Genomic DNA, 21,942 nt, shown 5'->3' on the forward strand with positions numbered 1-21,942 from the left:
AGGATAGCTATCTTAAGGATAAGACGATTAGTCCGATAATGTCTGGAGTATTATGAGTAACGCACCGCAGCAACGCGAATTTTTCCTGGATTCTATCCGGGCCTGGTTAATGTTATTGGGCATCCCATTCCATATCTCATTAATCTATTCCAGCCACACCTGGCATGTGAACAGCGCCCTGCCCTCCTGGTGGCTTACCCTGTTTAATGACTTTATTCACGCCTTCCGTATGCAGGTATTTTTTGTCATTTCTGGTTATTTTTCCTACATGCTTTTTTTGCGTTATCCGCTTAAACGCTGGTGGAAAGTCCGTGTGGAACGCGTTGGCATCCCGATGCTTACGGCAATACCCCTGCTTACCCTGCCGCAGTTCCTGATGTTGCAGTACGTTAACGGTAAAGCCGCCAACTGGCATACCTTAACGACTTATGAAAAATACAACACGCTGGTCTGGGAACTGATTTCGCATTTATGGTTTTTACTGGTGATGGTGGTATTAACGACAGTTTGTCTTTTTTTGTTTAAAAAGATGAACAGGTACGTTACGCGGCATAAAGAAAATAGTCATGCGTCGCTTTCGTTAGGAAGACTCTCAATTTTATTTCTGGCCTGCGGAATTTTATACGGCGCAATTCGGCGCACAATTTTTATTATTCACGCACCGTTATTAAGCGACGGATTGTTTAATTTCGTGGTTATGCAGACTCTCTTTTACCTGCCGTTTTTCCTGCTCGGCGCGCTGGCATTTACCCGTCCGAAGCTGAAAGCATTATTCACCACCCCTTCTCCATGGTGCGCCGCTGGCGCCGCGCTTGCGTTTGCCGCTTATCTGTTAAACCAGCGCTATGGCAACGGCGATGCGTGGATGTATGAAACCGAAAGCGTGATAACGATGCTGATGGGGCTGTGGATGGTCAACGTGGTGTTTTCGCTGGGCCATAAATTGCTCAACTTCCATTCTCCCCGGGTGACCTATTTCGTTAATGCATCGCTGTTTATCTATCTGGTGCATCACCCGCTGGTGCTGTTTTTCGGCGCGTTTATCACTCCGCATATCGCTTCAAATACGCTTGGGTTTATTGCGGGATTAATCTTTGTGGTGGGCATTGCCGTGGTGCTTTACGAAATTCATCTGCGTATACCGTTGCTGCGTTTCCTGTTCTCAGGCAAGCCGCAAAACGCCGCCAAAGCGACAAAATCCGCCGGATAATCCCCCTGCTCTCCTGATGGTTTAATGGCGCTTAAGTCCAGACCATCAGGAGAGCGAAAGCGTTATAAAAGCCACTCCACCGGCAGTCGGTACACCAGGCGCACCAGCACGCGCTGCCAGAACCGAGTGTGCGGCTCTTTCTTCCAGACGATTTCTTTGCCGTCGTTACTTTCCACCCAGTTCACCCGGCCCCAACGGTCGAGGCGCAGTTCCCAGGCGGCTTTTCGCTGGCTTTGGCTGAAACGTTCGTGAATATCTTCAGCGAGCGTGGCGCTTTCGATAACAAATCCCATCTCGGTGTTCAGCATGGCGGAACGCGGATCGAAGTTAAACGAGCCAATAAAGACCTGCTGCTTGTCCACGCTAAAGGTTTTTGCGTGCAGACTTGAGCCGGAATTGCCTGTCAGCCCGCGGTCATGGGGGATATCCCCACCTCCATGCTGCGGTTTTAATTCAAAAAGCTGTACGCCGTGGCGCAACAGTTTCTTTCGCCAGCGGGCATAGCCTGCGTGCACGGGCGCAACGTCATTGGCGGCAAGGGAATTGGTCAGAATAGCGATTTTCACCCCTTTGCGCACCAGCCCCAGAATCTGCGCAACGCCCGCGCGAGTGGGGACAAAATAGGCTGAAATAATATCTATTTGCTGCTGCGGCTGCCCAATCACCTTCAGCAAACGTTGAGGCAGCAGCGTATGGTTGCGCGCTCTGCCCTGCCCTTTACGCGGGTCGTCGCTAAGCAGCCTTGTTTTAGCCCAGTACATTTTGAGCGTGCGGGAAACCAGATGGGTCGCGAACTGGCTGGTAGTCAGCCTGTCGAGATAGCGTCGGGCTATGGGATCATCCCGCCAGTTCTCAGGTAGCTGCACGCGCTGTTGCAGGGTTTCTTCGTCCACGTCGAGCACTTTGTCCAGCGTCGAAACCGACTGGCAGCTCCAGTAACGTTCAAAATCCTGACACACATCGGCGACAACCGGTCCAACCGCCAGCACGTCGAGATCGGAAAACAGCGGCTGTTCGCCAGCCCCAAAATAGGCATCGCCAATATTGCGCCCGCCAACGATGGTTGTTTCCCCATCCACGGTAAAAGTTTTATTGTGCATCCGCCGGTTCAGGCGTGCAAAATCAGTAAGATAGCCTATCGCGCGAAACAGGCGAAACGAAAAGGGATTGAACAGGCGGACTTCAATATGCGGATGCGAATTTAACAGCCGTAGCGTGTCGTCCAGACCGCTGGTGTTGTTATCATCCAGCAGCAAGCGCACACGCACGCCGCGTTCGGCGGCTTTAAGCAACGCGCTGAACAGCAGCCTGCCGGACATGTCGTCTTCCCAGATGTAGTACTGCACATCAAGCGTTTTTTCCGCCATGCCGCACAGGAGATAGCGCGCCGCGAAGGCATCCAGGCTATCGGCCAGCGTGTGAATACCGCTGAGTCCAGGGTGCTCCGTCGTTGTCGGCGTTATCGCCCGCCCGAGGCGGGTAGCGTGCTCGCCTTCCACGTTATAGCTGGGTAAGGTATTGCTGGTAAATGCGGGTATTTTCTTCGTCAAAGCAGACAAAAACCACCTCTTCGGGTAACGGCCTGATGCCAATGTATTTATAAACGACATCAACCGCAATGCGCGCCGCCTGCTCCTTCGGATAGCCGTAAACACCAGTGCTGATCGCAGGGAAAGCTATTGTGCGATAGCCGTTTGCCGCCGCTAAATCCAGGCAGTTTCGATAAGCCTGCTCAAGCAGTTCAGCTTCGTGACGCTCGCCGCCGTGCCATACCGGCCCCACGGTATGAATAATCGCTTTTACCGGAATATTCCCGGCTTCGGTTATCACCGCATGTCCGGTGGCGCATTCCCCCTGCTGCTGAACAATCTGTTTACAGGCCGCCAGTAACGCGGGGCCCGCAGCCCGATGAATGGCGCCGTCCACGCCGCCTCCGCCCATCAGAGATGAGTTGGCCGCATTCACAATAACGTCCACGTCAACGCGCGTAATATCGCCCTGCATTACCGATATTCGTTCACTCATAGGGAAACCTCCAGTTAGTCTTTGATAATAGTCTAAACTTACCTGGCAACTGTCGTATATCACTTACTGTCTGTGTTTAACGCTGCCGGTAGTCTAAAAAAGCCCCACCAGACCGACTCATCTTACCTTTACAGGCATCCCTCCGCGGGGATTTGTCCCCTGGCTCCGACATGAAATTGACCGGATAACAAGCGATTAAGCTTTGTCCGCAGGTTAACTTTCGAAAATACAGCTCATCGCAGGAGTAGGTTTATGGCTAATGAAGCTCAGAAAGTCGGGCTGGTCCCGGTGATGTTAATGGTGGCGGGCAATATCATGGGTTCCGGGGTTTTTCTTTTGCCGGCAAGCCTTGCCGCAACGAGGGGCATCGCTATTTTTGGCTGGGCGGTGACGATTATCGGCGCCCTGTCTTTATCCATGGTGTACGCCAAAATGTCCTCCCTCGACGACAGTCCCGGCGGCTCTTACGCCTACGCCAGACGCGCGTTCGGCCCCTTCCTCGGCTATCAGACCAACGTGCTTTACTGGCTTGCCTGCTGGATAGGTAACGTGGCGATGGTGGTTATCGGCGTCGGCTATCTGAGCTACTTTTTCCCGATGCTCAACCAGCCCTGGCCGTTAACCGTTACCTGCATCGCCATTCTGTGGCTGTTTGTCGGGCTGAACATTCTCGGTCCTAAAATGATTACCCGCGTACAGGCGGTGGCGACGATTCTGGCGCTCATTCCGATTGTTGCCGTGGCGGTGCTCGGCTGGTTCTGGTTCAAAAGCGATACCTATATGGCCGCCTGGAACGTCAGCGGTAAAGGCACCTTCGGCGCGATACAGAGCACGCTTAGCGTCACGCTCTGGTCGTTTATCGGCGTGGAAAGCGCTTCGGTTGCCGCCGCGGTGGTTAAAAATCCTAAACGTAACGTGCCCATCGCCACCATTGGCGGCGTGCTGATTGCAGCGGTATGTTACGTCCTTTCAACCACCGCCATCATGGGCATGATCCCAAATGCCGATCTGAAACTATCAGCCTCGCCGTTTGGCGATGCGGCACGCATGGCGCTCGGACCGACCGCCGGGGCGATAGTGTCGTTCTGCGCCGCGATCGGCTGTCTGGGCAGCCTTGGGGGCTGGACGCTGCTCGCCGGGCAAACGGCAAAAGCCGCGGCGGACGACGGGCTTTTCCCGCCGATATTCGCCAGGGTGAATAAAGACCAGACGCCGGTCGCCGGGCTGTTAATCGTCGGTGTATTAATGTCACTCTTTCAACTGGCGAGTATCTCCCCGGACGCCACCTCGCAGTTCGCCGTCGTCTCCTCCGTATCCGTTATCTTCACTCTTGTACCTTATATTTATACCTGCGCCGCGCTGATGCTTGTCGGCCAGGGGCATCTGGGCAACCAGCGCCTGCCGTACCTGTTCCTGACGCTGATTGCCTTTATTTACTGCATCTGGGCGGTGGTTGGTTCGGGCGCGACAGAAGTGATGTGGTCGTTTGTGGCCATCATGTTCATTACCGCGATGTACACGGTGAACTACAACCGTCGCCATAAAAACCCCTACCCGCTGGATAAACCCGTGGTTAACGATTAACAGGAGCCCGACATGCTAGATTTAGGCACGCACCAAAAACGTAAAATTCTGGTCGTCGATAGCAGCGTTCAGGACGTGAATACCGCGAACGGACGGGCCATCGCCGAACTGATTGAGGCGCTTGAGGAGAATAACTTCGCGGTTATTTCCGCCGTCACCTTTGAAGACGGCATAGCCACCGTCACCTCAGACGCCTCGCTGTGCTGCATCTTCGTCGACTGGACCTCCGGCGGCAATGACGATGCCTCCCACAGTCAGGCCTTTGCCTTGCTGCAAACCATTCGCCGACGCAATAAAAACGTACCGGTGCTGCTGATGGCGGAACACTCCTGCATCGACACCCTGACGCTGGACTCCATGCGGCTGGTAAATGAATTTGTCTGGATGCATGAAGATACCGCCGAATTTATCGCCGCCCGCGCCCGCTCACTGATCCAGCGCTACTACGAACAACTGCTGCCGCCGTTCACCCGCGCGCTGTTCAGCTACACCATGGAAAACCCCGAGTATTCCTGGGCGGCGCCGGGGCACCAGGGCGGCGTGGCGTTTACTAAATCTGCGGTGGGACGTGAATTTCTCGATTTCTTCGGCGAGAACCTGTTCCGCACCGATACGGGCATAGAACGCGCGGCGATGGGCTCGCTGCTCGATCACAGCGGGCCCATCAAAGCTTCGGAAATTTACGCCGCGGAAGTGTTTGGCTCGCACCGCAGCTATTCGGTGCTCAATGGTACATCGGGCTCCAACAGGGCCGTGATGCAGGCCGTGGTTGGAGAACTGGAGGTGGCGCTGTGCGACCGCAACTGCCACAAATCCATCGAGCAAGGGCTGGTGATGACCGGCGCCCTGCCGGTTTATTTCATCCCTACCCGCAACCGTTTCGGCATTATCGGACCGATCCCGAAGCGGCAGTTTGAACCGGAAAGCATCCGCCAGGCGATAGCCGCTAACCCGTTAAAACACGAAGTGGTCAGCGATAAACCCGTTTATGCTGTGGTCACCAACTGTACCTACGACGGCATGTGCTATCACGCCGAAGCCGCGCAGGCGCTGCTGGCGCAGAGCGTCGATCAGATTCATTTCGACGAAGCCTGGTACGCCTATGCCCGCTTCAACCCGATGTATAAAGGCCGCTTCGCCATGCGCGGCGACCCGAAGGATTTTGACAGCAGCGGTCCAACGATCTTTGCCACGCATTCCACGCACAAGCTGCTCGCCTCGCTTTCCCAGGCTTCATATATTCATATCCGCAACGGCAAAAAACCGGTCGAGCACTCGCGCTTTAACGAATCATATATGCTGCAGGCCACTACTTCGCCGCTGTATGCGATTATCGCCGCCAATGAAATAGGCGCGGCGATGATGGACGGCGGCCAGGGCGAAGCGCTCACCCAGGAAGTGATCAACGAAGCGGTGGATTTCCGCCTGGCGCTGGCCAAGGTCCACGCTGCGTTCGCCAAAAAAGGAGAGTGGTTCTTCTCGCCGTGGAACGCGCCCACCGTCACGGATGGCTTTGGCAACGAAGTCCCCTTTGCCAAAGCCTCCCGCGAGCAGCTCACCACCGATCCGAAATGCTGGACGCTGAAGCCCGGCGACGCCTGGCACGGCTTCGAACAGCTCGAAGATGAGTGGTGTCTGCTCGACCCTATCAAGGCAGGCATTCTGGCGCCGGGCATGGGCGATGACGGCAATCTGCTCGACCGCGGCATTCCGGCGGCGATGGTTACCGCCTACCTGGGCGAACGCGGCATCGTGCCGTCCCGCACCACGGACTTTATGGTGCTGTGCCTGTTTTCAATCGGCGTGACAAAAGGTAAATGGGGCACGCTGATTAACGTCCTGCTGGAGTTTAAATCCGACTACGACAACAACACGCTGCTCAAACGCTGTCTGCCAGACCTGATCGGCGCGGACGCCGCGCGTTATTCCGGCATGGGGCTCAAAGATCTCTGCGATGAAATGTTCAACTACATGAAGACCAGCCAGATGGACAAGCTGCAAGCCGCCGCCTTTGGCAATATTCCCGTCCCGTTCAAACGCCCGCGCATCGCCTTCCAGCAGCATATGGCCGGCATTGCGGACCACCTGCCGATAGACCAGCTTGCCCACCGCGTTTCCGCCGTCGGGGTTATCCCTTATCCACCGGGAATTCCGATTGTCATGCCAGGCGAGAGCTTCGGTGCCGCCGAAGAGCCGTGGCTGAAATACATTCGCAGCATTGCGGAATGGGGCGAAAAATTCCCCGGTTTTGAGAAGGAACTGGAAGGCGCTGAGCTGGTAAACGGGGTTTATCACATCTGGGCGCTGAAGGAGTAGCGCATAATTTAATCAGCGGATAAAGAGCGAGTGGCGCGCAGCCGCCCGCTCTTTATTTGCGTGCAATAAAAATAAATCAGAAATCTACCGACATAGACAGCTTAAGCGTGCGCGGATCGCCCTGCGTAATGTAGGTGCCGCTATCGTCTACCGCTGCCCAGTACTTCTCGTTGGTGACGTTTTCTACGTTGGCGCGCCAGGTGAGCGTTTGATCGTTCACCTTAGTGCTGTAACGCACGCCGAGGTCAAGGCGCGTCCAGCTATCCAGCTTCATGGTGTTCGTCGCGTTGACGTACTGAGAACCGGTGCGGATTACGGTTCCTCTCGCGGTCAGATTTTGCACCCACGGCAGATCCCATTCACCGCCCATCGTCACGGCATAACGCGGTACGCCGACCGCATCGTTACCGTCGTTGGCGCCGCCTGCGGTTTTACTTAATTCAGGTTTCATCCAAAGCGCGCTACCCAGCAGGCGCACGCCGTAGACCGGCTCACCGAAGACATTCAGTTCCATACCGCGGCTGCGTTGCTCGCCGTACAGCCCGTAAACATTGTTATCGTCAATCATGCCGACAGGCTTTTTAATTTCAAACAGCGCCAGCGTGCCGCCCACGCGACCAAAGTCCATTTTCACACCGACTTCGTTTTGTTTGGATTGCACAATACCGACAACCTGCCCCGAGTTGCTCGCAAGGCTGCTGGCTGTAGGCCCTGGCTGCAAAGCTTCAATGTGGTTTGCGTAGAAAGAAACATGCTCCCACGGCTTCACCACCAGGCCATAAACCGGCGTCACTTTGAAGGCGTCAAAACGCGTCTCGGGCGTTTCCGCCCCCTGATAATCGTAGTTGCGCACCGTCACATCCTGTCGACGAGCGCCAACGGTCAGCAACACGCGCTCGTCCAGCGCGGAAAGCGTATCGGAGACAGAAATACCGGATGTACGCGTACGGCTACGATCGTTTGGATCGTCCATATTCCCGCCGCTATAAAGCGTCGCCGGGTAACCAATCGTTGTGGGATCGTAGATATTTATGGTGTTTGCTGAGCCAGACATGGTGTAAGCCGCGCGGGTTTTGCGGTACACGCCTGAATAACCGAGGTTAACGCTGTGGCCGATAGCGCCGGTAGCGAACTTACCGCGAATGCCCGTCATGCCGGAAAAACTGTCTGCGACATAGCGCGTACCCAGGCGAGTCAGGCTGGCATTGCCTTCGTCATCCAGCAGCTTCGGCGTGCTGTATTCGCCGCGCTCGTCGGTATTGTTCCCGCCGATGCCGCCGTAAAACGTCCAGTTATCCAGCACGTCATATTCACCGCGCAGCGCGGCGAAGCGAGTGGACATATCCGAATAGACCCATTTCTGGCTGTAGTTATCGGTATTATCCGGCACTTCCGGTATTTCGGTGGCCGCCCCTACGCCTACGCTAATCCGACCGTTATGCATACTGGATTTCTGCCAGCCGGCGTCCAGAGAGCTGCGCAGCCGTTCGCCTTTATAATCCAGGCCGACCGTGGCAAGCGTGGTGCGGGCTTTTTCTTTATCAACAGCGGTTTCGCCTTCGCGGTGCAGCACGTTCACGCGTACGCCAAATTGATCGCTGTCACCAAAGCGACGGCCAGCATCCAGGGAAGTACCAATCTGCGAATCCGAGCCGTAATCCACGCCGACACGGGTTAACGGCTCGCTGTCTGCACGCTTTGGTTCTACGTTAATTGACCCGCCTACGCCGGAACCGCCCGGCGGCACGCCGTTGAGGAAAGCATTCGAGCCCTTAATGACCTCGACGCGTTCCGCAACGTTTGTGGCAACTATCTGACGAGGTAATACGCCGTATAAACCGCCAAAAGAAATATCATCGCTATCAAGCTGGAAGCCGCGGATACGATAAGATTCGGCGAAGTTACCGTAGCCGCGCACCGCCTGTACCGTGGCATCGTTACGAATAACATCGCTCAGCGTTGTCGCCTGCTGGTCTTCAATCATCTTTGCGGTATAGCCGATGATATTAAAAGGTACGTTGCTTGCCTCCTGCTCGCCAAGCAGTCCCAGGCGCGCGCCGTTGGCGACCTGGCCATCCAGATAAGCGGGCACTAATTCATCGCCGCCCGAACGGAAGGCGCTTTCCGGCGTGGCGCTGACCGTGATGGTGTCTTCTTTAGCTGGTTTAGCAGCGTCGCCTGTGGCGGCAAATGCCGGAGACAGGGCTGTGCTAATGAGTACCGCGAGCAGGCGTGGATGCCATCCCGCTGGTGAAGTGATGCCGTATTGCATGAGTTATTCCCTGTCAAAGATAATTAATAATGAGAACGCTTCTTATTTTGCGCATGATTATCGTTTGACGTACGGGAATTGCAAGAAAAATGAAAATACGTTTCTCAGCAAAATTCAAGCTCAGGGGAAAATTGCGCGGGAAAAGGCTTAGTGCCGCAGCAGGCGATCAGCGTGTTACGAACGGCCAGGTGGGTAAGATAGCGGCCCGGCGGACAAAGCGTTGCCAGCGGAAGCCCTAGCGTAGCGATTTGCCAGACCGTTCCGCCCTGCTGTTTAAGCACCGCTTCATGGGCGGTCCATAATTTCCAGAAAGCCGGAAGCTGCTTATCAGAAGGCAATGCAGCAAGCCAGGCATAAATGTCTGGGGCAAAGCTATGCTGCGCCACCGCGAGGATACGCGTTCTTGGGCGCAGCCGCTCAATATCGCACCCAACCTCATCTTTCCCCACCAGCACCGCGACGCTGCTGCCGCTATTGCTGATATTAAAGTGCGGTAGTTCAGGGTGCCAGGGTTTACCGTTCGGCCCCGCTGCGAGCAGCGGCAACGCTTCCTTTTCTAAAAGCATCGCCAGCAGGATCCTCCCTGCGAGCCAGACGGGACGACGTTTCCCGCCCGGCGCCGTCGCCGCTAATTCCGGCGAGAGCCAGCGCGCAACCTGTTCGTTATCGCTCAGGCATTCAACGGAGCCAAAGGCCAGCCGGTAATCCATTACGGCCAGCGACGCAGAACGAGCGAAGTGTTGATGCCGCCGAAAGCAAAGTTGTTGCTCTGCACAAACTCTGTCTCCAGACGACGTGCGCCGCCCATAATATAATCAAGCTCGCCGCAGGCGGCGTCAGGATGACGAAGATTGAGCGTTTCGGCAAACCAGCCTTCGCGCATCATCTCAATGCTCATCCAGGCTTCTAATGCGCCGCATGCCCCAAGCGTATGGCCCAGGTAGCTTTTTAGCGAAGAAACCGGCGTGCCTGCGCCAAACACGGCGGCGGTTGCCTGCGTTTCCGCTATATCGCCGCGATCCGTCGCCGTACCGTGGGCGCAGATATAGCCAATATCGCCCGCAACAAGCCCGGCAGAACGGAGACCGCGCTCGATACATATCTGCATTGTTTCTTTTTGCGGCTGCGTGATGTGCGCGGCGTCGCAGTTGGTGTGAAAACCGACTATCTCCGCATAAATATTCGCCCCGCGCGCCTGCGCGTGTTCCAGATCTTCCAGAATCAGCGTCCCGGCGCCCTCGCCGATTACCAGCCCATCGCGCTGCTGGTCGAACGGCGAAGGCGTGCTCTGAGGACGATCGTTGCGCTGGCTGGTGGCAAACAGCGTATCGAATACGGCCGCTTCCGACGGACAAAGTTCTTCGGCGCCTCCTGCAACCATCACGGTTTGGTAGCCGTGACGAATGGCTTCCCAGGCATAGCCAATCGCCTGGCTGCCGGACGTGCAGGCGCTGGAAGTCGGGATAACACGCCCACGCAGGCCGAAAAACAGCCCGGTATTTACGGCGGCCGTGTGCGGCATCATCTGCACGTAGGTCGTGCCGGTGATATTGCGGGTGTGCTTTTCGGTGAGCATGGTGGCAAATTCGCTAACCGGGCCGGTGCTGCCCGTTGATGAACCATAGGCAATGCCCGTATCGCCGCTGGTCAGAACCGGATCGTCGAGCAATCCAGCCTGAATAAGCGCAAGCTCCGTTGCCCGCGTTGCCATCAGTGAGACGCGTCCCATAGCGCGAATACGCTTGCGGGTGTAGTGAGCCGGCAGCGCAAAATGATCCACTGGCGCGCCGAGCATGGTGTTCAGCCCGTCGTAAATCTGCCATTCCGGCATATTACGCACGGCGTTTTTGCCCGATTTCAGACCGCTGGAAACGTCCCGCCAGCTTTCGCCGAATGCGGTGACGCCCCCCATTCCTGTTACGACCACGCGGCGAATCACAGCATACCTCCGTTAATGGAGATAACCTGGCGGGTCACGTAGCCTGCAGCCGGGGACATCAGATAACGAGCAAGCCCGGCAACCTCTTCCGGCTGCCCCATGCGTTGCAGCGGAATGATGCGCATCGCTTCTTTGAGCGCCGCTTCTTCCATCTCAATCATGCCGGTATCGATAAGCCCGGGCGCGATGCAGTTCACGGTGATTTTGCGCTTTGCCAGTTCAACGGCAAGCGCTTTTGTCGCGCCAATAATGCCCGCTTTCGCCGCGCTGTAGTTAACCTGGCCGCGGTTGCCCATCAGACCGGAAACGGACGACAGCGTGATGATGCGCCCGCCGTCCCGCAGGCCAATCATCGGCATCACGCACGGCTGAATGACGTTATAAAAACTGTCGAGGTTGGTATGGATAACGCCGTCCCAGTCCTCTTCGCTAAGCGCCGGAAACGCGCCATCACGCGCCACGCCCGCATTATTGACCAGGCCCCAGTACGCGCCGTGAGCGTCGATATCCGCCTCAAGGGTTGCGCGACACCCGGCGCGGTCGCCGCTGTCAAACTGCATCAGACGGCCCAGGCCGCCCTGCTCTTCGATTTGTGTAAGCGTTTGCTGCGCGCCTTCCTGGTCGCGGTGATAATGCACCACCACGGTAAAGCCGTCAGTTGCCAGCCCAAGGGCGATAGCCCTGCCGATGCCTTTGCTGGCGCCAGTCACCAGTACTGTTCGAGTCATACCTGCTATCCCATTAAAATTGCTGACAAAGAAGGAAAAAGCGTGGTTTTTCCTTCTTTGTGACGATCAGCCGAAAATCAATTAATTGATTTTCCTTATTATTAGATGACGACACCCTTTAGTTTTGTGATGCCGGGAGGTTTGTCATTAGTCTCAATTAAAATAATTGTTCTAATTCATTTTTATCTGGCTGATAGGTGTTTACCCGCCCGCTTGCCATAAGCCGGTTATTTGCGAGAATTTCACCTTCAAAACTGCCGATTTTTTCATCACGCATTAACAGCGTGACCTTACAATCGAGAACCGTACTGGCCGGGAACCCTCCTTCCGGGCAACGCAATCCTCGCCCGCCAAGCAACATACCAACCCCGACCGATTCCTCGCCCGCGTTCATAGTGTGCCAGCCGGACCATACGCCAACCGTCTGCGCGATAATTTCAATGGCGAACCAGCCGGGCAATGTGCCGTCGCGGTCAAGAAAAGGCGCCAGCACGCCGTCCGCACTGACTTTTACCTGGCAATGGGCCGTCTCTTGCGTAACCTCAATCACCTTGTCCAGCAGGCACATCGGCGCTTCATGGGGCAAATAGCGTTGCGGGGCAAGATAATCAATCACAAGTGGCTCCCAAAATCAGGGCGGCGTTATTACCGCCAAAAGCAAAAGAGTTGGACAGCATTACCGGTTTGTAATCCACACGCGGTTTAGTCAATAAACCGCAGGGCGCGAGTTGAGGATCCTGCGTTGAATCGCTAAAGTCCTGGGCGGGCAAAGGCAGCCCGCGGGTCAACATTAAATAGCAAAGCGCCGCTTCACAAGCGCCCGCCGCGCCAAGCGTGTGCCCGGTGAGATGCTTAGTTGAACTGCCCGGCACGCTTTCACCAAATAGCTGATGAATGACTTTGGCCTCAATTTCATCATTTAAACGCGTGGCGGTGCCGTGCATATTGATATAACCAATATCCGCCGCGGTTAACCCCGCCTGCTGCATGGCCATTTCAATGGCGCGAATCGCGCCCAGACCTTCCGGATGCGGAGCCGACATATGCCAGGCATCGGACGACTCCCCGACGCCAAGCAACTGCACTGGGCCTTTTTCACGGCTTAGCACTATCAGCGCTGCCGCTTCGCCGATGGTGATGCCGTTACGCTCGGCGCTAAAAGGCTGGCAGCGGCGATCGCTCAGGGATTCCAGGCTGTTAAAACCATTGATGGGCATGCGGCTTAAGGTGTCCGCTCCGCCAACAATCGCGGCATCGACCATACCAGATTCAATTAACCGCTGGCCGGTGATTACCGCTCGTGCGCTGGATGAACAGGCCGTGGAAATCGTCAGCGCCGGGCCAAAAAGCTGCAGATATTCACTCAAAAAGCGCGAAGGATCGCCCAGCTCCTGCTGGCCGTAATGATAAGTAGCGTGACTTCCGCTCACCTGGCGATCGGCTTCATCCAGCCCGGATGTGCTGGTGCCAAGCACCACGGCCACGCGATCCCGACCATAGCGCGCGCAAGCTTCATCGACCTGCGGCTGAATTTGCGCAAGCGCCGCCAGCAGCAGCCGATTGTTGCGGCTGTTATGCTGAGGAAGATGTTCGGGAACGGCGGGCAACTCGGCCGTAACACGCCCAATCCAGCACTCCCCCTGCTGTAGCCAGTTGTCTTTATCCGGGACCATGCCCGGCGCCTTACCCGCAACCAGGCTTGCGGCAATCTCATCAAGCGTATTTCCCATCGCGTTGAGCATGCCGACGGCGGTTAATGAAATCATGATAGGTTGTCCAGATGTTGAATCGCGATGACGTAGCCAAAGCGATAATGCTGAATACTGACGGGCTGGCGGCTGCCGTCACGGGTCAGGTACTGAATCGTCTCGATAAGCTCGTTATTTTCATCCCGCAGCTCACGGCGCGAGTCGATGTCTTTTAGCGTCCAGCCTTTCGGCAACTGCGGCGCCCAGGCGGCAAGCGGCCAGTAGCTCAGCATGATATCGGCCAGCACCTGGCTTGCAGGCGGCAGTTCGGGCAGGGTAATGGATTGCTCGGTTTTTACCCCCGATTGATCATAGGTCAGACGGAATAAGCGGATCCCCAGCGGCGACAGTCCAGCCAGCATCACTTGCTGATTATCGGCATTCAGCAATACCATCAGCGACTGGGTTTTCCCTTTCACCTGCGCGCTCAGCAGTTGCTGCTGGCTGATTGTCGGCGTAATGCCAGGCGCGGGCAAAGTCACGAGCGTGCCCGGTTTGAGCCATGCCTGCGGACGGGTTGAGTCTTGTTCTGGCGTCGTGCTACAGGCACTCAATAATATGGCGCTTAACAGCAGCATCAGCGCGCGTAGTTTGGTCATGGAGTTCCCTTTTCCTGGATGGGCAAAGCCAGCGGAGCGGTCAGAAATGCGCAGAATATTCCGCAGCTCAGCACAACCCCAAAGCCTGAAATAGCCTGAGTTGCGCTAAAGACCAGCATCCCCAGCGTAAATAACGTGGTCAGCAAGGCGACGCTCACCGCCAGCATCGAGGTCAGCGGCGTGCCGCGCGGATTGCTGAAAAATATCGTGTAGTTAATGCCGATGCCCAGCACCAGCACTAACGCCAGCAGCGAGAATAAATTCAGCTCGTGTCCGCTGAAGGCTAACGCGGCAAGCCCCCCGCCGAGTGATAATAACGAAGGCACAACGTTGATAAGCCCCCGTTTTACCCCCAGCCGAAGCATATAACTGATAGCAATCGCGGCAACGGCTGCGGCCAGCAATCCTGCCAGCAAGGCGCGATAGAAGCCGAAAAGCGCATTAAAAGAACTTTTGCGATCCACCCAACTGACGCCGGGCAGCTTCGCCGCAAGGGCGCTTAACGCCGCGCTGTCATGAACACCGTTTACCGGCACCAGCGCGCCGCTTTGCCCGTTGGCAAGCGTAAGCCACAGCAAACGCCAGCCGCTGCTGATAACGCTCTGCTGCCAGATATCCGGCGTAACCGGCATCTGCTGTAAATTCGGCGCCGTCACGGTTATGCCCGTTTCTGCCAGACGCTTTTGCAACACCGGCGCCGCCTCACGCAGCAAACGTAAATCCGCCTGCTGTCGCTCAAGCGAGGCAAGCGGCAGCAGACGATAACCATCGATAACCTTATCTTTGCGTAAAGCGGCCAGCTCCGGCGCCAGCTTTTCAAGCCGCGTGAGCGTCTGTTCAGCGCTGCTGCCGTAAACCACGAACCATTTCTGACTCATCCCCTGCCCGGTCAGCGCGGTAATGCTCTGTTCTTCACGCAGCAAATCCTGCGGCAAAGCCTGTAAGGTGGAGATATCGTCGTTCACGCGCAGCATCGTCAGGCCCGCGACGCTGATAGCCAGCAGGGCCAGGGGAATACCAAAACGCACGGATTTATTGAATTGCCATGCCGCAAGCCAGGCGGAAAGGATTTTCTGCCCGGGCGCAGAACGCACCGGTAGACCGCGCACCGCATAGGGATACCAGCAAACAACCGTCAGACAGGAAGCCGTTAAGCCGCAGGCGGCGAAAACCGCAAGCTGACGAATGCCGGGAAACGGCGCGAGGATCATAATCAGCCAGGCCAGCGCCGTGGTGCCCAGCGCGAGCAACAGCGCAGGCAGCACTTTGCGCAAGCTGTTCATGGGTGAATTTTCCGCCCCGTGCACCATGCGTTCGGTAAGGTAATAAAGCGTGTAATCCGCAGAGACGCCGACAATCCCCAGGCTCATCACCAGCGTCATAAGGTGCAGTTCACCGAAGCACAGCAGCGTGACTGCTGTTCCGGCAAGCGCGCCAATACCGACGGAGGCGATACAAAGCACAAGAGGACGGACGGATCGGAAGACAATAAGGATCAGCAGCAGTACGCCAATAACCGTCGCAAGGCCCAGCGTTGAGACATCATGCTTTGCCTGCTGGCTCGCGTAATCGCTGTAGAACAGCGTACCGCGCGACATCACTTTTGCCTGCGGAAACTGTTGCTCCAGCTTATGCTGCAATGCGCGCAGCCGGCTCACCGTTTCGCGCCCGCGCTGCATATCAAAGGATGAGCCTTGCAGTTCGCCGTGCAGCATGTACCAGTAGCGGCCCTGGTTATCTTTCGCCACCAGCCAGCCGTCGATCATACGTAGCTGGCTTGCGCTTTGTTGCAGCGCAAGCTGAGAACCCCGCACCAGCATCAGGGGATCGTTGCTCAGCTCTTTGCCGCTGACGCCGGAAAACGCCGAATAGAGCTGAGACAGCACCCATTGCGCCTGCGCTTCGCCGCCGTTTTGCAGGCGAGCGCGGGTTTGTTCATCTATCAAGCCGTTACGGTGTTCGAAGTAAAACCTGCCCCAGGCCTGCTGGGCCGCGGCATCCATCGGCCCCTGAATCTGTGCCAGGAAAGGCTGCTGTTGTAGCTGCGCCTGCCACCACTGAGCGACGCGTTCGTCAGGCTTTGCGCCAGGGCTGACCAGCCAGAGCAGTTGCCTGTCGAGCCGCTGCAGAAACCCTGCTTCAATTTCTGGCGGTATCTGCCCCAGGCTTTGCGCTGGCAAAAGCGACAGCACGCTGCTGTCGAGCCTGGATTTAGGCAATAACAGGCAAAGAGCCATCGCCAGCAGCGCTACGGCGACGAGCCAGCCCCAGGCCAGTCGACGGTGCCAGTCAGAAAACGAAACGCTGCTGTTCTTCACGCGTCAGTTTCCCTGGTTCCGGGCGGTGTTTGCTAAAGGTGATTTCCGTGAAATCGCCCTGCTTATCATTAAGCTCAATGCGGTTGAGAAACTTTTCGCCCTGTAAGGTGATGGTGCTGAACAGTTTGTCCAGCGGCGTGGTGGTCGGCGTTAAGACGAGCTGCCACTGCCCTTTCCCCAGATCGGTAAACTCGCTGGTAAAGTTCTCGTCCAGCACTTTGCGGTCGGCCTGGAACAGCGCGCGCAACAGATGGTTGAACTGGAACATCTGCGGGTTGCTGTCGGCGGTGATTATCTGCGGCGCCTGGCTGCCCATCACCTGAACCATATGGCTGTCATCAAGGATGAGCGTCATCGGAAAAGGATGCTGCTGTTGCCACCATAAGCCTTTGCTTTTGGCGATCAACACTTCGCCGCTGGAATGCAGCGGTTGGGCCATGCCGCTAATCTGGCGCTCCTGCTGGAAGGCGGCGCGAACAACCTGCTGCGCGGCGAAACGCTGCTGAACATCATCCAGCGTGACTGCGCTCGCGGCGCTGCTTATCAGCAAGGCCGCGGTAAGTAAGAGTTTTTTCATGGCTTAATCCCCATGCGTTCAAATAAGACGGTCGGCGAGACATAGCACATCTCTCCCGTCGCGGCGTCAACGGCGACCTGAATGGTGTAGCCGGTTGTGGTGCGCTTGCCGCTTGCGGCATCAATGATTTGATAGCCAATCTTCAGGCGGTTTTCATATTCCTGCACGCTTGCCCGCACGAGAATTTGCTGTTCAAACGTCACCACGTCGCGGTATTTCACCCGCGTGTCCACCACCGGCCAGACGTAGCCGGATTCCTTCATGGCTCGATAGCCGTAGTTAAACCGATCGAGCAGCGCTTCACGCGCCACCTCAAAATAGCGGAAGTAGTTGCCGTGCCAGACCACGTTCATCGCATCGACATCATGGAAAGGCACTTTGATACTTACCTCAGCGGTAAAGCGTGGGTCGCTTAGCATCCGGACTCCAGATCTTTCGGCAGTTGCCAGAAATCATAAAAATTAAACCAGTCGAGCGGCGAGCGTAAAGCATAGGCTTCAAGCCGTTCGGCGTAACGATCGATGGTCTGCTGTAGGGCTTGCTGGCGTGTCGCTCGCGGCAGGATCAGAGGGTCGGCGAAAGACTCTGCGTGGATAAGCAGTTTGCCCTGCTCGCGCAGCACCATCATTAAAACAATCGGGCAGCGTAAGGCGGCCGCCAGAATAAACGGCCCCTGCGGGAACGGCGCTGGCGCGCCCATAAACTGGCTCCAGCATACGCGACGATCGCCACCGCGCTGCGTGTTAACCGCAATTCTGTCGCCGACGATAGCCACCCATTCGCCTGCGTCAATTTTATCCTGCAGCATCATGGCGGTTTCAGGCCCAATGTGCGTGACGGGCAACAAATTCACCGCCGCCTGCGGAGCAATCTCTTCGACTATCTGGCGGAACCGCCGGGCATGATCGGTAAAAACCAGCGCATTAATGACTAGCCCTACATCAACCTGCGCCAGCGCCCGGCTGGCTTCGATATCGCCAAGGTGCGCGGCGAGAATGAGTTTTCCGCAGCCTGCCTGCGGCTGCAAAACTTCGCGGCTGCCGGGCGCAAAATTAATATCGCGCCCCCATTTGATGTCCCCTCGCCAGGCGGCGATTTTGTTGAGCATCGCATCGCCAAACCGCAAAAAGTGCCGATAGCTGTTTAAGCCTTCGGGCAGTTCGATTTGCCTGATTTTCGCCTGTTGCCGCACGCGCGCCAGCCAAAGCTGCGAGGCGCGACGCTGCGGCCCTCCGGTCAGCCACATCCAGGCCACCACAGGGTACAGCAGGAGCGTGAAGGCTCCGCGTCCCAGAATTTGATAGATGCGCAGCATCATGCGCATCCCCATCAGCCCTTTTCTCTCCGGTACTTTCGCCCAGTGAGCGGCTTTACGCCGACGGGAAAGCAAGGCGGGAATGCGTGGCAACATGCCGAAAAATAGCCGCGCATGCATCCAGGAGATGCGCAGGTTGTCATGGAGAGCGTCAAAATGCGACAGGCCGTCGGGCGGATAGGTCACCCGTGTGCGCAAAAAGCGGCTTTCCACGCCCGACCAGTACAGACGCACCATAATTTCCGTATCGAAATCCATGCGTTTGCCCGGCGGGTGCCGTTCAATAACCGCAAGGGTTGAAGCCAAAGGATAAACCCGAAATCCGCACATGCTGTCTTTGAGCGACAGCGAAAGCGTTTCAATCCATACCCAGAAATGGGTCACATAGCGCCCGTACAGGCGAGATTTGGGAACGGAATCGTCGTAGTCCGGCTGGCCGGAAATCAGGTTTTCAGGATAAAGCCGCGCTTCCTTCACAAAGCGGGGAATGTCTTCAATGCGGTGCTGGCCGTCCGCATCAAGCTGAATGGCATGGCTGAAACCGGCCTTTGCGGCTGCCTGGAAACCAGCAATAACGGCTTGTCCTTTTCCGCTGTTTTTTGCAAGGCGCACCAGCGTCACGCCGCTGTGATTTGCCGCAAGCCGATCCAACCGTTGCGCTGTCGCCGGTTCGCTGCCGTCATCAACAATAATGCAGGGCAACGAAAACGGGGCCAGACGCGCGAGCACGCCGGGCATGGCTGCGCCGTGGTTGTAACAGGGAATGACCACGCACGGACGAAAATCCGCATTAGCCACGGCTACGGTGTGTATTACGGACATAGCTTGATTTTTCCGCTGCTGACAGGCTGTCGGGATTCTTCTTTCACAAGCACATATTCAAAGTTCAGCACGCCGCGAACGGCGTCCCAGCGCAGATTCAGTTCAAGCAGGCTTTCAGGCAGTACCGGGCGCTGGAACTTTACGCTATCAATCGCGCAAAAGCGCATGCCGGGCGCAAGTTCCGCGCCGTAAGCCATGACCCAGTCGAGCTGCGCCACGCCGGGAAGCAGCGGCTGAGTCGGAAAGTGACCACGAAACCAGTTCAGGTCCGCCGGAATACGCAATTGCAGGCACAGCGCATTTTCAGCCGGCTGCGTACGCCTTTCTTCAATGGGTTTCATCAAATAATTCCTGTAGTTGCGCCCAGGCTCGTTTGCTCTGGCTGTTGAGAGGAATGCTCTCGACGATACGCCAGTAACGCGGGATGGCCACAGGCTCAAGCCACTGGCGAAGCGTGTCTCGCCATAGCTTTTTATATTCTGCAGGCAGATTAACGGAGCCATCAAGCACCACGACGGCTCCAGGCGTCATGCGCCCGGCGCGAACAATCGGCACCACCGCCGCGTCCTGCACGCCGGGCAACGTCATCAGACGGCGTTCAATTTCGCTAAGCGAGACGCGTTTTTCTTCAATCTTCACTATGCGATCGCGACGCCCCAGAAGCCGGAAACCGCCCTGCCTGGTAAACGCCAGATTATCGTCGAGCGAGCATCCACCCTCGGCTATTAGAGGCGATCGTACCGACCATTTCTCTTCACGGGCGACAAATTCCACGTCCGGGAAAGGCTGCCACAGCGGCGCGGCGCTTTGATGCTGCCGCCAGGCGAGCACGCCCGTTTCCGTGGTGCCGTAAATTTCGCAAACCGCCTCACCGAACCACCGCTTTGCCTGCTGCGCCGTTTTATCGTCAAGCAATCCTGCCGCTGAGATAGTTTTACGGCACGGCGGCGCCATAAGGTTGGTATCAAGGCGCTTCAGAAAAGCCGGGCTGCTGATAAATAACAAAGGATGCGAGGTCAGCGCGGCAAGCTGTTCGGGAAAATGAATCATCGACACATCGCAGGCCAGACCCAGCGCCATGGGCAGCATAATGCGGAACGTCAGGCCATACATATGTTGATGGCTCACCGACGCCACAACCCGGCAATTTTGCAGTTCGTGGCCCCAGAGTTTTGCCAGCCAGGCGCTCTCTTCATTCAGAGCGCTGAGCGGTTTAAAGACCTGCGAAGGTTCGCCAGTCGACCCGGAGGTGAACAAAATCACGCCCGCGTCATGCGCTATGGGCGACAGGGCTTGCGGCGGTTGAGAAGACAAAGTCTGCGGATTAATAACCGGGCAATCCAGATCCAGCCCTGACGGCAGATCGGTTAACACACCGCTAAATAGCGATTGCTGTTCGCGCAGTTGCGTTTCCCGGCAATGGCCCGGCAGCAGCGGCGTTTTACCTGCGTGCAGCGTGGCAAGCAGCGCGACAATAAACCCGTAGCTGTTGTCAAAACAGAGCGCCCATCGCTCGCCGGTATAAGCGTTCAGCTCACCATAAAGCCGGTGAACATCCCGCACGAGCATGGCCTGCGTCCAGCACTTATCGTCTGAAAACGCCACAATATGCTCGGGATGGCGAGCAGCGCTAATCCACTCGTTAAGCGGCAGAAGATTATCCATGATGTTGTTTTACGCGCAGGCGTACCAGCCATTCTCCCGCGAAAAGCATGCCCATCAGCATATAGCTGAGCAGGCCGTTCCACAGCGTCCAGAGGTGGATGTCGCCATGCAGACAGGTCCATAACGAAATGCTGCCGTTAACAATAAAAAATCCGCACCAGACCTGAGTGACACGCCGCGTGTAGCGTATCCCCGCTGGCGAAAGTTCGCCTTCGCGTAAGCGCGCAAGACGTTCAATAAGCGGCATGCGGCTAAACAGCGAAGCGCCAAACAGAACAAACATCACAATATTGACGACCAGCGGATACCACAGCAGTAATTGTGCCTCACGCAGCAAAAAGCTCGCCAGCGTCAGGACGACGCCTACCCCGGCGAGAGCCTGCGCCGCACGGCTCAGCGCCCCGGCTTTACCGCGAAGCGCCGCAAGGCGCAGAACGAAACAGAGCGCCAGCAAAGGCAGCAGGAAAGATAAATGCGGGTAACTCAGCGCCAGCCACACGGCAAAAGGCCAGCCAATAATGGCCAGCCCTCCTGCGATATTCAGCACATTCCCTGCCCGCACCTGCATCAGGCCCCCTGTTGCAGCCGTTCTACCGCTTCGACTACATCCTGGACGGTGCGAACGGCTTTAAAATCTTCTGGTTTGATTTTTTTGCCGGTGCGTTTTTGCAGGTGAACGACCATATCCACGGCATCGATGCTGTCGAGATCTAAATCTTCGTAGAGGCGCGACTCAGGGGTGATAAGTTCGGCGTCAAGGTCGAACAATTTAACCAGTAACCCGGTCACTTCCTGATAAATATCTTCTTTATTCATAACTTGCT

Annotated in this window: 20 protein-coding genes; 3 read left to right on the top strand and 17 right to left on the bottom strand. The window is 56.5% G+C overall.

All coding sequences use genetic code 11. The features are described 5' to 3' along the window. Positions 1-52 precede the first annotated feature (52 nt). Entirely contained in the window at positions 53-1,210 is a 1,158-nt protein-coding gene (gene mdoC / locus MUA00_RS21025; protein WP_271124913.1) for a glucans biosynthesis protein MdoC, read from the top strand. Positions 1,211-1,272: 62 nt separating this feature from the next. On the opposite strand, the gene MUA00_RS21030 is transcribed toward mdoC, so the two are convergent. Beyond that, a complete protein-coding gene (locus MUA00_RS21030; RefSeq protein WP_271124914.1) occupies positions 1,273-2,760 on the bottom strand; it encodes a phospholipase D family protein in 1,488 nt (495 codons plus the stop codon). Then, positions 2,711-3,235 (bottom strand): O-acetyl-ADP-ribose deacetylase, encoded by a 525-nt coding sequence (gene ymdB, locus MUA00_RS21035; RefSeq protein ID WP_271124915.1) that lies wholly within the window; start codon positions 3,233-3,235, stop codon positions 2,711-2,713. Before ymdB ends, MUA00_RS21030 begins: the two co-directional genes overlap by 50 nt. A 252-nt stretch (positions 3,236-3,487) precedes the next feature. Here ymdB and adiC point away from each other — a divergent pair, with 252 nt between their 5' ends. Then, positions 3,488-4,819, top strand: coding sequence for an arginine/agmatine antiporter (gene adiC, locus MUA00_RS21040; protein WP_271124916.1), 1,332 nt, complete (start codon positions 3,488-3,490; stop codon positions 4,817-4,819). 12 nt (positions 4,820-4,831) lie between these two features. Further along, complete coding sequence (locus tag MUA00_RS21045; protein WP_271124917.1) at positions 4,832-7,135, top strand: Orn/Lys/Arg family decarboxylase; 2,304 nt, start codon at positions 4,832-4,834, stop codon at positions 7,133-7,135. Positions 7,136-7,211: 76 nt separating this feature from the next. On the opposite strand, the gene MUA00_RS21050 is transcribed toward MUA00_RS21045, so the two are convergent. From MUA00_RS21050 to MUA00_RS21120, 15 genes are all read right to left on the bottom strand, one after another. Further along, the gene (locus tag MUA00_RS21050) at positions 7,212-9,407 is read right to left on the bottom strand and encodes a TonB-dependent receptor (protein ID WP_271124918.1); all 2,196 of its coding nucleotides are present in this window, start codon (positions 9,405-9,407) and stop codon (positions 7,212-7,214) included. A gap of 104 nt (positions 9,408-9,511) precedes the next feature. Further along, positions 9,512-10,117 (bottom strand): 4'-phosphopantetheinyl transferase superfamily protein, encoded by a 606-nt coding sequence (locus MUA00_RS21055; RefSeq protein ID WP_271124919.1) that lies wholly within the window; start codon positions 10,115-10,117, stop codon positions 9,512-9,514. Beyond that, positions 10,117-11,346 carry a beta-ketoacyl-ACP synthase gene (locus MUA00_RS21060; protein ID WP_271124920.1) on the bottom strand — a complete coding sequence of 410 codons (1,230 nt, stop codon included), beginning with the start codon at positions 11,344-11,346 and terminating at the stop codon, positions 10,117-10,119. Before MUA00_RS21060 ends, MUA00_RS21055 begins: the two co-directional genes overlap by 1 nt. Then, positions 11,343-12,074 carry a 3-ketoacyl-ACP reductase FabG2 gene (locus MUA00_RS21065; protein ID WP_271124921.1) on the bottom strand — a complete coding sequence of 244 codons (732 nt, stop codon included), beginning with the start codon at positions 12,072-12,074 and terminating at the stop codon, positions 11,343-11,345. The genes MUA00_RS21060 and MUA00_RS21065 overlap by 4 nt, the downstream gene beginning before the upstream one ends. 157 nt (positions 12,075-12,231) lie before the next feature. Further along, complete coding sequence (locus MUA00_RS21070) at positions 12,232-12,690, bottom strand: ApeP family dehydratase (protein WP_271124922.1); 459 nt, start codon at positions 12,688-12,690, stop codon at positions 12,232-12,234. Then, entirely contained in the window at positions 12,683-13,840 is a 1,158-nt protein-coding gene (locus MUA00_RS21075) for a beta-ketoacyl-[acyl-carrier-protein] synthase family protein (protein WP_271124923.1), read from the bottom strand. The genes MUA00_RS21070 and MUA00_RS21075 overlap by 8 nt, the downstream gene beginning before the upstream one ends. Further along, a complete protein-coding gene (locus MUA00_RS21080; protein ID WP_271124924.1) occupies positions 13,837-14,421 on the bottom strand; it encodes a DUF3261 domain-containing protein in 585 nt (194 codons plus the stop codon). The genes MUA00_RS21075 and MUA00_RS21080 overlap by 4 nt, the downstream gene beginning before the upstream one ends. Beyond that, positions 14,418-16,739, bottom strand: coding sequence for an MMPL family transporter (locus tag MUA00_RS21085; RefSeq protein WP_271124925.1), 2,322 nt, complete (start codon positions 16,737-16,739; stop codon positions 14,418-14,420). Before MUA00_RS21085 ends, MUA00_RS21080 begins: the two co-directional genes overlap by 4 nt. Next, entirely contained in the window at positions 16,711-17,316 is a 606-nt protein-coding gene (locus MUA00_RS21090) for an outer membrane lipoprotein carrier protein LolA (protein WP_271124926.1), read from the bottom strand. The genes MUA00_RS21085 and MUA00_RS21090 overlap by 29 nt, the downstream gene beginning before the upstream one ends. Then, entirely contained in the window at positions 17,313-17,735 is a 423-nt protein-coding gene (locus tag MUA00_RS21095) for an acyl-CoA thioesterase (RefSeq protein WP_271124927.1), read from the bottom strand. The genes MUA00_RS21090 and MUA00_RS21095 overlap by 4 nt, the downstream gene beginning before the upstream one ends. Continuing rightward, positions 17,729-19,453: a glycosyltransferase family 2 protein gene (locus MUA00_RS21100; protein ID WP_271124928.1), complete on the bottom strand. Its 1,725-nt coding sequence runs from the start codon at positions 19,451-19,453 to the stop codon at positions 17,729-17,731. Before MUA00_RS21100 ends, MUA00_RS21095 begins: the two co-directional genes overlap by 7 nt. After that, the gene (locus MUA00_RS21105; protein ID WP_271124929.1) at positions 19,444-19,794 is read right to left on the bottom strand and encodes a 3-hydroxyacyl-ACP dehydratase FabZ family protein; all 351 of its coding nucleotides are present in this window, start codon (positions 19,792-19,794) and stop codon (positions 19,444-19,446) included. The genes MUA00_RS21100 and MUA00_RS21105 overlap by 10 nt, the downstream gene beginning before the upstream one ends. After that, the gene (locus tag MUA00_RS21110) at positions 19,781-21,118 is read right to left on the bottom strand and encodes an AMP-binding protein (RefSeq protein WP_271124930.1); all 1,338 of its coding nucleotides are present in this window, start codon (positions 21,116-21,118) and stop codon (positions 19,781-19,783) included. The genes MUA00_RS21105 and MUA00_RS21110 overlap by 14 nt, the downstream gene beginning before the upstream one ends. Beyond that, positions 21,111-21,689, bottom strand: a complete 579-nt coding sequence (locus MUA00_RS21115; protein ID WP_271125035.1) for a COG4648 family protein — start codon at positions 21,687-21,689, stop codon at positions 21,111-21,113. The genes MUA00_RS21110 and MUA00_RS21115 overlap by 8 nt, the downstream gene beginning before the upstream one ends. Then, positions 21,686-21,934 carry an acyl carrier protein gene (locus MUA00_RS21120; protein WP_271124931.1) on the bottom strand — a complete coding sequence of 83 codons (249 nt, stop codon included), beginning with the start codon at positions 21,932-21,934 and terminating at the stop codon, positions 21,686-21,688. The genes MUA00_RS21115 and MUA00_RS21120 overlap by 4 nt, the downstream gene beginning before the upstream one ends. Positions 21,935-21,942: the final 8 nt, after the last annotated feature.

This window comes from Dryocola boscaweniae (assembly GCF_025215095.1).
Lineage (GTDB): Bacteria > Pseudomonadota > Gammaproteobacteria > Enterobacterales > Enterobacteriaceae > Dryocola > Dryocola boscaweniae.